At 61.3% G+C, this 10709-nt stretch carries 19 protein-coding genes; 16 read left to right on the top strand and 3 right to left on the bottom strand.

Annotated elements, in window-relative coordinates; translation table 11 throughout:
• Positions 1-273: 273 nt before the first annotated feature.
• Together LD110_RS22155 and LD110_RS22150 are read left to right on the top strand one after the other, a co-directional pair.
• Positions 274-1152 (top strand): ArdC-like ssDNA-binding domain-containing protein, encoded by an 879-nt coding sequence (locus tag LD110_RS22155; RefSeq protein ID WP_225502103.1) that lies wholly within the window; start codon positions 274-276, stop codon positions 1150-1152.
• 51 nt (positions 1153-1203) lie between these two features.
• Positions 1204-1452, top strand: a complete 249-nt coding sequence (locus LD110_RS22150) for a hypothetical protein (protein ID WP_225502102.1) — start codon at positions 1204-1206, stop codon at positions 1450-1452.
• A 110-nt stretch (positions 1453-1562) separates the two neighbouring features.
• Here LD110_RS22150 and LD110_RS22145 read toward each other — a convergent pair whose 3' ends face one another.
• Complete coding sequence (locus LD110_RS22145) at positions 1563-1844, bottom strand: hypothetical protein (protein ID WP_225502101.1); 282 nt, start codon at positions 1842-1844, stop codon at positions 1563-1565.
• A 442-nt stretch (positions 1845-2286) separates the two neighbouring features.
• Between LD110_RS22145 and LD110_RS22140 the strand changes: the two genes are divergently transcribed.
• The 14 genes from LD110_RS22140 (at position 2287) to LD110_RS22075 (ending at position 7457) form a co-directional block, all read left to right on the top strand.
• The gene (locus LD110_RS22140; RefSeq protein ID WP_225502100.1) at positions 2287-2487 is read left to right on the top strand and encodes a hypothetical protein; all 201 of its coding nucleotides are present in this window, start codon (positions 2287-2289) and stop codon (positions 2485-2487) included.
• Between the two features lie 11 nt (positions 2488-2498).
• A complete protein-coding gene (locus LD110_RS22135; protein WP_225502099.1) occupies positions 2499-2849 on the top strand; it encodes a hypothetical protein in 351 nt (116 codons plus the stop codon).
• 55 nt (positions 2850-2904) lie between these two features.
• Complete coding sequence (locus LD110_RS22130; protein ID WP_225502098.1) at positions 2905-3147, top strand: glutaredoxin domain-containing protein; 243 nt, start codon at positions 2905-2907, stop codon at positions 3145-3147.
• A complete protein-coding gene (locus tag LD110_RS22125) occupies positions 3147-3404 on the top strand; it encodes a hypothetical protein (RefSeq protein WP_225502097.1) in 258 nt (85 codons plus the stop codon). Before LD110_RS22130 ends, LD110_RS22125 begins: the two co-directional genes overlap by 1 nt.
• A gap of 29 nt (positions 3405-3433) precedes the next feature.
• Entirely contained in the window at positions 3434-3763 is a 330-nt protein-coding gene (locus LD110_RS22120; protein WP_225502096.1) for a hypothetical protein, read from the top strand.
• A 29-nt stretch (positions 3764-3792) separates the two neighbouring features.
• Positions 3793-3978 (top strand): hypothetical protein, encoded by a 186-nt coding sequence (locus LD110_RS22115; protein WP_225502095.1) that lies wholly within the window; start codon positions 3793-3795, stop codon positions 3976-3978.
• A gap of 52 nt (positions 3979-4030) precedes the next feature.
• The gene (locus LD110_RS22110; protein WP_225502094.1) at positions 4031-4234 is read left to right on the top strand and encodes a type II toxin-antitoxin system HicA family toxin; all 204 of its coding nucleotides are present in this window, start codon (positions 4031-4033) and stop codon (positions 4232-4234) included.
• 62 nt (positions 4235-4296) lie between these two features.
• Positions 4297-4692, top strand: coding sequence for a hypothetical protein (locus LD110_RS22105; RefSeq protein ID WP_225502093.1), 396 nt, complete (start codon positions 4297-4299; stop codon positions 4690-4692).
• A 106-nt stretch (positions 4693-4798) separates the two neighbouring features.
• Positions 4799-5104 (top strand): hypothetical protein, encoded by a 306-nt coding sequence (locus LD110_RS22100; RefSeq protein WP_225502092.1) that lies wholly within the window; start codon positions 4799-4801, stop codon positions 5102-5104.
• Positions 5105-5107: 3 nt separating this feature from the next.
• Positions 5108-5518 carry a hypothetical protein gene (locus LD110_RS22095; RefSeq protein ID WP_225502091.1) on the top strand — a complete coding sequence of 137 codons (411 nt, stop codon included), beginning with the start codon at positions 5108-5110 and terminating at the stop codon, positions 5516-5518.
• Between the two features lie 101 nt (positions 5519-5619).
• Positions 5620-6399, top strand: coding sequence for a ParA family protein (locus tag LD110_RS22090; protein WP_225502090.1), 780 nt, complete (start codon positions 5620-5622; stop codon positions 6397-6399).
• Positions 6396-6680, top strand: coding sequence for a hypothetical protein (locus tag LD110_RS22085; RefSeq protein WP_225502089.1), 285 nt, complete (start codon positions 6396-6398; stop codon positions 6678-6680). The genes LD110_RS22090 and LD110_RS22085 overlap by 4 nt, the downstream gene beginning before the upstream one ends.
• Before the next feature lie 124 nt (positions 6681-6804).
• Positions 6805-7149, top strand: coding sequence for a hypothetical protein (locus tag LD110_RS22080; protein ID WP_225502088.1), 345 nt, complete (start codon positions 6805-6807; stop codon positions 7147-7149).
• Positions 7146-7457 carry a tudor domain-containing protein gene (locus LD110_RS22075; RefSeq protein ID WP_225502087.1) on the top strand — a complete coding sequence of 104 codons (312 nt, stop codon included), beginning with the start codon at positions 7146-7148 and terminating at the stop codon, positions 7455-7457. The genes LD110_RS22080 and LD110_RS22075 overlap by 4 nt, the downstream gene beginning before the upstream one ends.
• 117 nt (positions 7458-7574) lie before the next feature.
• Here LD110_RS22075 and LD110_RS22070 read toward each other — a convergent pair whose 3' ends face one another.
• Positions 7575-8882 (bottom strand): BsuBI/PstI family type II restriction endonuclease, encoded by a 1308-nt coding sequence (locus LD110_RS22070; protein WP_225502086.1) that lies wholly within the window; start codon positions 8880-8882, stop codon positions 7575-7577.
• A gap of 104 nt (positions 8883-8986) precedes the next feature.
• A complete protein-coding gene (locus LD110_RS22065; RefSeq protein WP_225502085.1) occupies positions 8987-10492 on the bottom strand; it encodes an Eco57I restriction-modification methylase domain-containing protein in 1506 nt (501 codons plus the stop codon).
• Positions 10493-10709 lie beyond the last annotated feature (217 nt).

The raw sequence follows: 10709 nt of genomic DNA, 5'->3' as shown, positions 1-10709 counted from the left end.
TCCTAAGGCGCTCAGGGGGCTACCGCTGGGGTCACGGGCGGCGATTACCACAGCTGGCTACGGCGACCATCACCACCACCAAACGCGCGGCCAGCGCGAGCCGATGCACGGCACGTCCCGATTTCCACAAAGGCAGAAATCCAGATGACTACAAATCTACATTTCAAGAAATCCGGAAAACTTCCAAAAATCTCCTAGTGGGGCTTGCAAATAAGTTCCTAGGGGGGCTAGAATAGAGATAAGAAAACAGCCCATCCCGAAGGAGCAGAAACCATGGCCACTGCCACCAAGACCCGCAAGACCGCCGAAGAGCGCAAGGCTCAGGCCGAAGCGCTGCAAGCTCAGCTCACCGCCAAAATCGAGTCCTTCACCAGCTCGGATGAGTGGATGAAGTTCTTGGCTTTCGCCCAGGCATTCCACGCCTACAGCCTCAACAACGTCATTCTCATCCTTTCCCAGTGCAATGTAGCCAGCCGCGTTGCAGGGTTCCGCAAATGGCAGGACCTCGGCCGTCAGGTCCGCAAAGGTGAGAAGGCCATCAAGATTTTTGGCTACAGCACCAAGAAGGTCACCGAAACCAACGAAGCCACCGGCGAGGACGAAGAAAAGACCGTAGTCCGCTTCCCCATCCTCTCGGTTTTCGACATCTCACAGACCGACCTCATGGAAGGGGCCGAGGACTACAGCAGCCCCGCGCAGCGACTCACCGGCTCCGATGATCTGGGCATCGTCGCCAAGGTCACCGAATTTCTCACCGCCCGCGGCTGGACCGTCACCCACGAAGAGATCCCCGGCGAAGTCAACGGCTACACCACCACGGACGGCACCCGCCGCGTAGTGATCGACGCGGGCCTCTCCCCCGCGCAGGCAGCCAAGACCGCCATCCACGAGGCCGCACACGTGATCTTGCACGCCGACGAGGACCACACCGAATACGTGGCCCACCGTGGCGTCAAGGAAACCGAGGCCGAGAGCGTGGCCTACGTGATGGCCGGAATGCTCGGACTCGACACCAGCGCCTACAGCGTCGGCTACGTCGCCGGATGGGCCAAAGCCGACATTGAGACCGTCAAGGCCACCGCCGCGAACGTCCTCCGCGCCGTCCACGAACTCGCGGAAGCCCTCGACAACGAAGAGGACGAAGCCGCCTAGAGCGGCCCGGGGCGGCCCGCCCGGGCCGCCCCCTTACCGAAAGGAGCAACCATGTTGCAGCTCGAAGGCCAGGGCGAACTCTTCGCCATCGCACCGGAACCACTGATCTACACCAACGGAGAACACCCCACCCACTGCGTGAAATGCCGCGAAAAACTCACCATGGCCTACGAAGGCGCGGGAGGCAGAGGCTACCGCTGGGAGAAATGCCAAAAGTGTTCCCGGACACCCGACCCCGAGTTCACCCGGAAACTACACGAAGCCGTCAAGGCAGCCCGCAAGGCCGCAGAGAGCGAATAGACCAGGAAGCGGCGGCCCAAAGGCCGCCGCCGGCCTCGCAAGCTCGGCCGGCGGTTCGCGGCAGACTCCCGTCTCTCCTGGCCGGCCGCTGCCGACTCTCCTGGCCGGCCCTAGACGCCCGGGGCTCCCCCGGCCACCGCGATCCCGTTCCACTCGTCAATCCGAGAGCTGAGCATCTTGCTCAGCTCTTGCGCGGTGGTCGAGTGGAGGTAGTGGCGGACGCCGTGAATCGTGACCTCAATGCATTCCCCCTGATCGTCGCCGGTCAGCGCAACCCCAACATGGCCGTCCGGCCAGTTGCGGGGCTCTTCCGGCTCGTGAGTCTCAGTGATCGGCTCGCGTATCACTTTCACCTGCTGACGTTCAGCCTTTAAACGGCTTGCTTTCCCCATGGGACTCCTTCTTGAGATTCGGTCTAGCAAGTATCGCTGACAGCGGCACAGTTCCCCATGGTCCAAGCCTGGCGCCGCCGACTCCCCCGCCGCCGTGGCCAGGTTTCTTTCAGCCGGGACAACACACATCGGCCGCGCGGGGTTCGGTTTCGGGAGCGACGGAGCCTTGCACGGTGAGCAGCTTCTAAGGCGCTCAGGGGCTACCGCTGGGGTCACGGGCGGCGATTACCACAGCTGGGTACGGCGACCATCACCCCCACCAAACGCGCGGCCGCGTGAGCCGATGCACGGCACGTCCCGATTTCCACAAAGGCAGAAAACCAGAAATCTACCCATAAAGAAATCCGGAAAACTTCCAAAAATCTCCTAGTGGGGCTTGCAAAAGAATTCCTAGGGGGGCTAGAATAGAAGTATCAAGAAGCCCACCGGAAGGAATCTGAAAATGCTCACCAAGGCCACCACCGACAACGGCACGGCGATCACCTTTGACCACAGCGACAAGTGGTTCCAAACCTTCGAGAGCCCCACGAACAACATTCTTAGCGGCGATTACGCCGCCACTGGGGGAACCGGACGCCAGCACTTCTGGATCGACAAGGAAACCCTCAGGGCCTACGTCCCCAACGCCATCAGTTTCGAGTGAAGGAGCATGTCATGATCCGCAAATGCATTGCCCTGGTCATCCCCGCCCGTCTCAGCGAGGCAGTCACGGCCACCGCCCAAGACGTTCGCCACGGAACGCTTGAAGCCCTCTATGGCCCACTTGAATGCATCGTCAGCGGTGATTGGCAGGTCTACCTCAGGGCCGACAGCAGCAACCTCCGCCCCAATGTCCGGGCCACGCAACTGCTCCGCGAAACGGGACTCTATCTGCCAGAGGTCACAGGAAACGCGATCTACCTAGGACGCGCAGAACACGGCTGGGACACCGACGCTCCCGCCCATCTGATCCGCCTCGCAGAGAAGTTGTTCGACACCCGCCTAGCAGCGGCCGAACTCGTCTAACCGCCCAAGGTGGCCGGGGTCCCCGGCCACCACCGATCCCCAAGGAGTCGGAACCATGAGCATCACCGTCTACACGATCACCGACGAAGCAGGCCGCGAGTGCAGCAAATGCACCGCCACGAAGAAGGCCATGGACCGCCAGGGGATCCCGTACCGCGTCCGGGAAATGACTGAGGCAGACCGCGAAACCTTCAAAAAGGCCGGCCACATGACAGCCCCCGTCGTCATCACCGACACCGACACATGGGCAGGGTTCCGCCCCGACAAAATTCTGGCCCTCACCGGAAAGGAATCCTGATGGCACTGACCAAGGAACAGGCCGAGAAGATCCAGGGACGGGGACGGGTCGACTCAACATCGTGGTGCTGCTCCGGCCCGTTTCCGCTGGTGGGATGTCCCGATTGGCTGACCCACTGGCACGCGGATTGCACGGTCTGCCACTGGACAGAAAACCCCAGGTTCTGGGGACCGACTCCGGAGGGCGCCGCCGCGCTACTGATCGAACACCTGGACCAGGAACACCCGCCGGCATGGACCCAGCAAACCCTTTTCTAATTTTCTCCTCGCGAAAGGAAACCAAGACCATGAGTGAATTGGCCGGACAGCTCGCCCTCTTCGACACACAGAGCTTCCCCACCGTCCTCGATGCAGAATCGTACGAAGTCGCCTACTGCCCCGCCTGCCATTCAAACTGGGGCGCGGAGAACGCCCGGGCCAAACCCAGCGTTCAGGCCCGCCTCGACCAGGAACACGAGATGATGACTGGCGGCCGCTGCGCCTACATGCACAAACTCGGAGTCACTGAACCGTTCTACACCATCGAAGAGATCCGACTCGTCCGCGCCGGAGGATGGCCAATGCCCTACCCAAGACCGAAAGGATACGGCGGCCTCTACCAACTCCGCTCGTCCTAAGCCCCGCAAGCCCACCATAGGAGAAACCAATGCCCAACCAGTACGTTGCAGAGGCCAACGCACTTCTGACCGAAGCATCCCAGAACCTCCCCGCGGACGTCACGGTGGCCGCCGCCATCAAGGCCAGCATGGCGCAGGCGTATGCGACGCTCGCACTGGCTCAGGAAGTCGCGGCCGCAGCCGAAACGCTGACGGCAACCCCTAAAAGCTACTAGTTTTTCCTAGCCCCCCTTGCAATTGACATGCAAGGGGGGCTAGAATAGAGTTATGAAGGAAATCAAAAGGAAAGAAGCCGAGGCGGAACTGACCAAGGCCGGATGGAGCATTATTCGGCAGACGGGCAAGCACGACGTATGGGCCTCGCCGGACGGGACAGCCACCGTTGCTGTTCCCCGGCACCGGACCCTCAGCCCCGGAGTCGTCCGGCAGATTGCCAAGGGACTGCCGACCACGCCGAGCGGCTGGCAGTAGCCTTCCCGGTAGGGGCCGCAAGGCCCCTACCGGCCCACCGCCCGGCAGTACGAGAGGAAAAGATGACCATCAAGCGCGAGTTCGAAGCCGTTGCCCACAAGGAGGGCAAGTGGTGGGAAATCCACATCCACGAGCTTGACCAGGTGACCCAGGCCAGCAGGGCAAAGGATATCCAGGACATGGCCACGGACCTTGCGGCCGCTGTGCTCAACCTCGACCCCGACGAGGTCAAGATCAATGTCACGCTCCGGGCTCCTGATGAGGCCATGAAGCGCTGGACGCAGGCGCGGGAGGACATGGAGAAGGCCCAGGAGCTTTCCGCCCGGGGAGCTGCGGAATCACGCGCCGTCGTCGCGGAACTCAGCGAGCACTTCACCATTACCGAAGTCGCCCGCATGCTCGGCATTTCCACCCAGCGAGTCTCCCAACTCAAAGCAAAGAAGCCCACGGAAGCATAACCAGAAATCTACAAAACAAGATTTCTGCAAATCCAGACACAATGCAGACCCGGCCAGCCCGGCAGCTCGCCCCTGGAACCCGAACGATCAAGGAGAACGGAACCCCATGGCACAGAAGATCATCCCCGGAGGATTTGAGGCCCGCGCCATCGCAGGCAAGTCGCCCGAGGAACTGGAGACGCGAAGCCAGGAGTATCACGAGGACGTCGAAGCCATCAAAGACGCGATCCTGCGCCAGCTCGGAGCCGGAACCGACATAGGCGAGCTCGTCTACGCGGGGATGCTGGAGGCGCAGCGGGAAGTGGCAGAGGGCTACAGCCTTCTGGACAACCGCCCCGGATCCTGGGAAGCCGCTGGCCTGTCGCAACTCATGGACAGCGTGCACGCCCAGCTCGACACGGAAAGCAGATAGCCCATGTACGCGAAAGCACTCATCCAGGCAGGGCGCGGCATTCCAGCAATGCCTCTGCTCATTGCAGGGGTCCGCGAACTGCCCCTGATGGTCGGGTATTTGACCGCCCATGGATGGCGGGACGCTGCCGGCGGCATGACGCAGCAGGGAAACGGCGAATTGCGCATCACGACGTCGCAGCGACTCCAGCTGCTGATCGGCGGGGAAATCATGCTGGACGACACGAATCCGGCAAGTCCTCCGGGGTGGTGGGCAGCCGTCGAGGCTGGCGGGGGCCGCTGCTTTGCTCTGCTGTCCGAGTCAGGCAGCGTCGATCTGCACAGCACCGACGCCGGACCAAACCTGGAACGGCTGATGGATCAGAGGGGTGCCCTCTATTGGGCCAGTGTGCCCGTCACCGTTGATCCGAAGTAGCCAGCAATCACGGAATGCCGAAAACCAGAAAAATAGAAATCTACAAACCACGAGGCGTGTATTTCCCGAATTGTAGATTGGAAGGAATGTAGATTCGTCTTATGCAGGTACTAGCGATTTACTCAGAGAGCGGTGGAGTCACCAAGACCACCACCGCAGTATCGCTGGCCGTCATCGCGGCCAGAAGCGGGCGCCGGGTGACGCTGGTAGACCTTGACCCTCGGGCCGCCACCACGAAGTGGGCGGGCATCAAGCCGGAGGAGGACCATCTTCACGTCGGCGCCATCCTCGCCTACGACGACTGCGAAGGCTATGCCGAGGAACTGGGCATCGTCGTTCCTGCCTGGTCAGAGAACATTCGTGTCGTCCCGGCAGCGCGCAGCGTTAGCAACCGCGAAGCAGAGTATGCAGACGGTGCCGAGTACCGGCTAAAAACGTCGCTGGTGGGCCTTGAATCCGATCTGGTGATTATTGACTGCCCCAACAGGCAAGGCGGGCCGCTCATCAAGGGAGCGCTGACGGCCGCCGATTCCATCGTCTACGCCTCAAAACTCTCAGGAGATGGTGTGGACGGCGTGAACGGCGCGCGGCAGACCGTGACCCAGTTCAAGAAAAACCTTGCCCGCATCGGAGCTACCCACACGCTGGACGAGCTGGGGATCATCGCGGCCGCCGTTGACGATCGCGTGGTGGGAACACCCTCGGTCGAGCGTGTTTCCTTCGAGGACCTGGAAGAAACAGGACTCCTGCTCACACCGACGGTGCCGAAACGGACCATCGTTGAGCAGGTTCGCCTTACGGGGGACTGGTACGGCGACTACCCGAGCGGGCAGAAGGTACTTGATGCCTACACCGAACTATCGAAGAGAGTAATCCGATGAGTAACAAGCCGGACTTGAGTAACCGCCGCACCAGGGCACAGATCAAGCCCGCCCCGGACGAGCACGTGGACCCTATCGAGCCGCCGCAGACAGTGCAGCCGGCCCCCGGCGCCAGGGCAGCCAACAAGGCCAAGCCTGCTGCGCCACGGGACCTCAATCTCCAGGTCAGCGATGAAGTTTTCGAAACGATCGACTTCGCTAAGTTCAAGACGAAACTCACCAAACGGGCCATTGTGGAACAGGCAGTCCTTGCCCACTGGGCAGAGTACCGCCAGCAGTAGGCCACCTAGCGGACGGTCGACAATTCCTGTCAGAGGCGGAAGATATGCTGAGCCGGTTCCTGAGGCTGTGGCTTAAAAGACGAAGCAACGGATCTCGGAAGCACTGAATCCACAAGGAGGGGACATGATTACGAACGAGGAACGTGACAGTGCTGGAAGGCACCCCGGGGCGCCAGCATGGGATGGTGATCTGACCACCTTGAGTCCGGCAGGGCTGGAAAAGCACGACAACGGTCTAACGGCCTGCATCGCCAACCTGACGGTTCTCTATGGGGTGCTCGATAGTCCGGCGTGGCGGGTGCGGACACCAGAGGAACGCCGCGCAGACGGCTTTGAGAAGTGGGTGGCGCGACTTGCGGTTGTCCGGAACGAACGACGACGGCGCGAGGACCAGATTGGAATCAGCGAGTACATGAGCTTGTTCGGTACTCCCGCCTTTGAAGAGCCATGGAGCAACGACAAGCCATGAGCGGCGAGGCGAACTATGTAGCCGGCCTTGCAATGCGGTGGGCCAGAACCGATCCCTTGGAGCAGTGGGTCAACGCGGCCCCCGAGGGCGGGCGGACACCGCTTGACGAGACAATCCGCGAGTACCTGGCTAGCCACAACCCGTTCCCTGACGAGAGCGCCGTTGAAGTCCTCAGGGGAGAGGGGCCCACCTGGGAGCAGGCCGTCATCGTTGAACGGGTCGGTGTGGACGAATGGACAGTGGAGTACGAAGACGGCGAGCAGGCATGGCGGGACCACCATGAGCTGCGGCCGGCGGCTGCCAAGTAACGGTGGCCTCCACACGTCCAAACACAGACGAGGGGTAACTACAGTGCCGGTCGTCATGGCATCCGGTTCGCAGTGGCACATATCCATGTCAGGGGACCGCTGCTTTCGCGGGGCAGCTTAGGGAGTTTTCCGCTCCAGCCGCCATTGTCGAACGGAGAGACCGGGGACGAAATCCCACTCAGCTCTGCAAGACTCGCAGGCGATACGCCGGTAGTGCCCTTGATTGCCAGGGACGTTCTCGTGCTCTTCGATGACCGCGCCTTTCCCGCAGGGGCAGTCATACTCGTACAGCTCTGTATCCGTCGTACCTGGCCCCAAGCCGGTGCGGTGGCCGTCCGTTGAGGAATGCCGTAGTTCAGTGCGGATGCCCCGAACGCCTTCACTCGAAGTCTCAACCTTTTTGGGGAGCTGGACGACGTTATCCGGGATGGTCGAGGCTATTTCCGCCCATGACAGTTCCATCTCCGGTTCGTCCAGGAACCAGGCGTGGGTGCCCGCGGCCAATGACGGCATGAGTCTCTTAGCCGCTGAGTGGTTCCTGGAAAGGAACGCCGTCAGGTACCGCAGGTTTTCGGGTGGCAGTCCTTGCTGGGCGGCCCACTCCATGAGCTTCCGCTTTCGGCGCTCGTGGATCGGCCCGTCCGTGGCAACAACCTCCACGACCCAGACATCCATGGGTGTGGTGCCAAGATCAACGATCAGGATGTCGGGTAGCAGGTCGCTGACATCGATGCTGATTCCGGCCGCCGCAAAGATGGCGGCATCAGCCTTATGAAACTTATCGCCGGGTTCACTAATTGCCAGGACGGCAGGCTCTTTGAGCCTGACGATGGCCCAGCCTTGAATAACGCCCTGGATGATTTCCGACGATTTTCCCGGGGCCAGATCCCTTGTCGTGCCGTCCGGCATGCGCACGGGAACGCTTAGCGTTGCCCTGGCCCTTGCATTTGCCAAACTGGCCCGCAATCTGGCGGATGCGGACATGTGGGTTTGAATCCAGGTGTCAACGGCTTCCTGAAGTTCTTCCCCGTGGAGGCTCGGGTCGAAGAGTTGTGCGAAACTCCGGCGAAGGATCCAACGCGGCGCTGGAGAGGTTGTATCCAGGTGAGGCGCACCCAGGATGGCTCCCAACTCAGACCAGGGGTGGAAGACATCATCTCTCAGCGGCTCGCGTGAGTTGTCTGCATACCATTGGGTCAGGCCAATGTCCCAGGACGCCATCAGCTCATGGGTTTTGTTCTTTGTGCTCTTGGAGACGCTATACCAGCGGCGGCGGCGCTCTTCATCGGTGATGGCAAAGAGCTCTTCGTTCATCCATAAGACGGTGGAAGGCCGTGCATAGGGGAGATCGGGTGTAAGTTCGCCGTCCTCAGTGGGGGCTACACAGCCGGCCCAGATCAGGGCAGCCACTGCCGATGCAGCCATTTGTCCTCGTAGTGCACCAGGAAAGGCATCAACGGGAAACACCATTTCGAGTCGGCTAAGGCAAAGATCCCGTGTGATGACGGGCATAAGATCCCTGCTGTCGCTCAAATTTTGGCTCCCGGTGTATAGGCCAACGCGACGGCCCGCTCTAATTCAAGGTCATCGAGACCTTCCCATGAAGCCAAAACTTTAGCATCGGGAAGTGGCAGCGAGTCGATTTCATACGAGCTGACGGCCACCGACCCTGAAATGCAGCGCATGAGCCGGTCCATGGTTTTTGTCTGTAGGACTCGAGCCAGCGTAGCGCGCTGGATAAGGGGAACCGCAGCGGTGGGTCGTAAGACGTTGACGTGGTTCTCAACGACAACCCTGCCGCCAAGGGAATCCAGTTTCTCCTGGCTCAGATCTGCTGCCACTATCCGTCTGCACTGCTCCGGGGCAGTTGTTCGCTGGACAAGGACAGCTGGCTCTTCCAGGACCATGACATTCAGGTCCGATTTAACATTGAGGGCGAGGAACCGTGCCTTGTCACGGGCAGCGTCCCGGTGTACTTCTCCGCCGTCAATGTCGGCGCCCCAAAGGATCATGGCCCTGTTTCGTCCGGGCCTGCTGTGAAGATCCGCTTTACGGCGGTTCCAAACAAGGGGGCCAGTCGAGGCGTGCCAGCCTGCTGTCTCCAGCGTGAGAGTCATCCGGGCAGCAGCCGCTGCGATTGCGGCGTCCCGCGATTCACGGGGGAGTAGCCATAAGCCGTCGCCCTTGGGCACGGGCACCTCCCCAACGTTCTCTACGTGCCCGTTCGAGCGGGTGATTCTTACTCGTCGTGCTGGCTTGCGCTTGAACGTCACCAGGCATGTTTCCTGGAGGACGCCGTTGAAGACTCCGTTGCGGCCGTCGACGAAGTTCATCGTGTGCATTGGCATCGTCTCGCCAAGGTGTCCGCGCAGTTTGTGGAAGTACCGGCCGGCCGTGAAGCTGGTGGGCACCAGGCATGACAACACACCATCCTGGGCAGTGTTGTCTGCTCCAGAAGCCATGAACATCCCATAGATATTCGCGTGCCCATAGAGGACATGGGCAAAGCCAGCACGCACATCGTCCGCCAGACGAAGCCTGCCGTAAGGAGGATTCATGATTGTGGCTGCCGCTTTTTCGCGCCCTTCCTCCAACCCATCCCCGGCCGTGGCCAAAACGGGCACGGGTGAACGACGCGCCTCTGGAACGCGGGCGAGGGTCGCAAGTGTTTCAGCCCCCAGGATTACATTGGTGAGCCACGCTGACCACGGGTCCATATCCACCCCCGCGATAAGGGAGCCGAGACTACGCATCGTGATGGCTGGATCGTCCCTGTAGGCCGCCCGCAGGTGTTCCCTCAGCGGCGGGAGAAGCAGTGCGCCCGCGCCGCAGGCAGGGTCACGAACAAGCCCGGGAAGTCTCCGGTCTTTACCTCGCGGCAGACCCAGGGCAGATCGTGTCATGTCCCAAAGGCGCTCTGCCAAAATCGTAGGGGTGTAGTGCTTGCCTTCTTTTGCTCTCTCGGCTCCTGCGAGTGACTCAACATAGAGCTGTCCAAGCTGCTCCGACGACGTGAAAGAGCCGACTTCGTCCATTCGGGGCACGGCAGGCAACGGAAACGGGGGCTGTGCCTCCAACGCTTGCGTTACATCCGCCCACGCTCCGCTCAGGCCGGCCCTTGCGGCTCGGATCGCCCACCACTCAGCCACGGACGCAAGAACCGCTTGGGTCCCAGGCAGCGCAACAGAGCCGGCCGAAGCCGGCTGTTCTGCTACGACTTGAAGAGACACCTGAACCCTGATTCCGTCTAGA

The sequence above is a fragment of the Arthrobacter sp. M4 genome (genome assembly GCF_020251205.1).
Taxonomy (GTDB): Bacteria; Actinomycetota; Actinomycetes; order Actinomycetales; family Micrococcaceae; genus Arthrobacter.
This window is presented reverse-complemented; position numbering and strand designations above follow the sequence as displayed.

Excerpts from the sequence above, each read along its gene's own strand:
- LD110_RS22155 (WP_225502103.1), top strand. The coding sequence starts at position 274 with ATGGCCACTGCCACCAAGACCCGCAAGACCGCCGAAGAGCGCAAGGCT.
- LD110_RS22150 (WP_225502102.1), top strand. The coding sequence starts at position 1,204 with ATGTTGCAGCTCGAAGGCCAGGGCGAACTCTTCGCCATCGCACCGGAA.
- LD110_RS22145 (WP_225502101.1), bottom strand. The coding sequence starts at position 1,844 with ATGGGGAAAGCAAGCCGTTTAAAGGCTGAACGTCAGCAGGTGAAAGTG.
- LD110_RS22140 (WP_225502100.1), top strand. The coding sequence starts at position 2,287 with ATGCTCACCAAGGCCACCACCGACAACGGCACGGCGATCACCTTTGAC.
- LD110_RS22135 (WP_225502099.1), top strand. The coding sequence starts at position 2,499 with ATGATCCGCAAATGCATTGCCCTGGTCATCCCCGCCCGTCTCAGCGAG.
- LD110_RS22130 (WP_225502098.1), top strand. The coding sequence starts at position 2,905 with ATGAGCATCACCGTCTACACGATCACCGACGAAGCAGGCCGCGAGTGC.
- LD110_RS22125 (WP_225502097.1), top strand. The coding sequence starts at position 3,147 with ATGGCACTGACCAAGGAACAGGCCGAGAAGATCCAGGGACGGGGACGG.
- LD110_RS22120 (WP_225502096.1), top strand. The coding sequence starts at position 3,434 with ATGAGTGAATTGGCCGGACAGCTCGCCCTCTTCGACACACAGAGCTTC.
- LD110_RS22115 (WP_225502095.1), top strand. The coding sequence starts at position 3,793 with ATGCCCAACCAGTACGTTGCAGAGGCCAACGCACTTCTGACCGAAGCA.
- LD110_RS22110 (WP_225502094.1), top strand. The coding sequence starts at position 4,031 with ATGAAGGAAATCAAAAGGAAAGAAGCCGAGGCGGAACTGACCAAGGCC.
- LD110_RS22105 (WP_225502093.1), top strand. The coding sequence starts at position 4,297 with ATGACCATCAAGCGCGAGTTCGAAGCCGTTGCCCACAAGGAGGGCAAG.
- LD110_RS22100 (WP_225502092.1), top strand. The coding sequence starts at position 4,799 with ATGGCACAGAAGATCATCCCCGGAGGATTTGAGGCCCGCGCCATCGCA.
- LD110_RS22095 (WP_225502091.1), top strand. The coding sequence starts at position 5,108 with ATGTACGCGAAAGCACTCATCCAGGCAGGGCGCGGCATTCCAGCAATG.
- LD110_RS22090 (WP_225502090.1), top strand. The coding sequence starts at position 5,620 with ATGCAGGTACTAGCGATTTACTCAGAGAGCGGTGGAGTCACCAAGACC.
- LD110_RS22085 (WP_225502089.1), top strand. The coding sequence starts at position 6,396 with ATGAGTAACAAGCCGGACTTGAGTAACCGCCGCACCAGGGCACAGATC.
- LD110_RS22080 (WP_225502088.1), top strand. The coding sequence starts at position 6,805 with ATGATTACGAACGAGGAACGTGACAGTGCTGGAAGGCACCCCGGGGCG.
- LD110_RS22075 (WP_225502087.1), top strand. The coding sequence starts at position 7,146 with ATGAGCGGCGAGGCGAACTATGTAGCCGGCCTTGCAATGCGGTGGGCC.
- LD110_RS22070 (WP_225502086.1), bottom strand. The coding sequence starts at position 8,882 with ATGGCTGCATCGGCAGTGGCTGCCCTGATCTGGGCCGGCTGTGTAGCC.
- LD110_RS22065 (WP_225502085.1), bottom strand. The coding sequence starts at position 10,492 with ATGGACGAAGTCGGCTCTTTCACGTCGTCGGAGCAGCTTGGACAGCTC.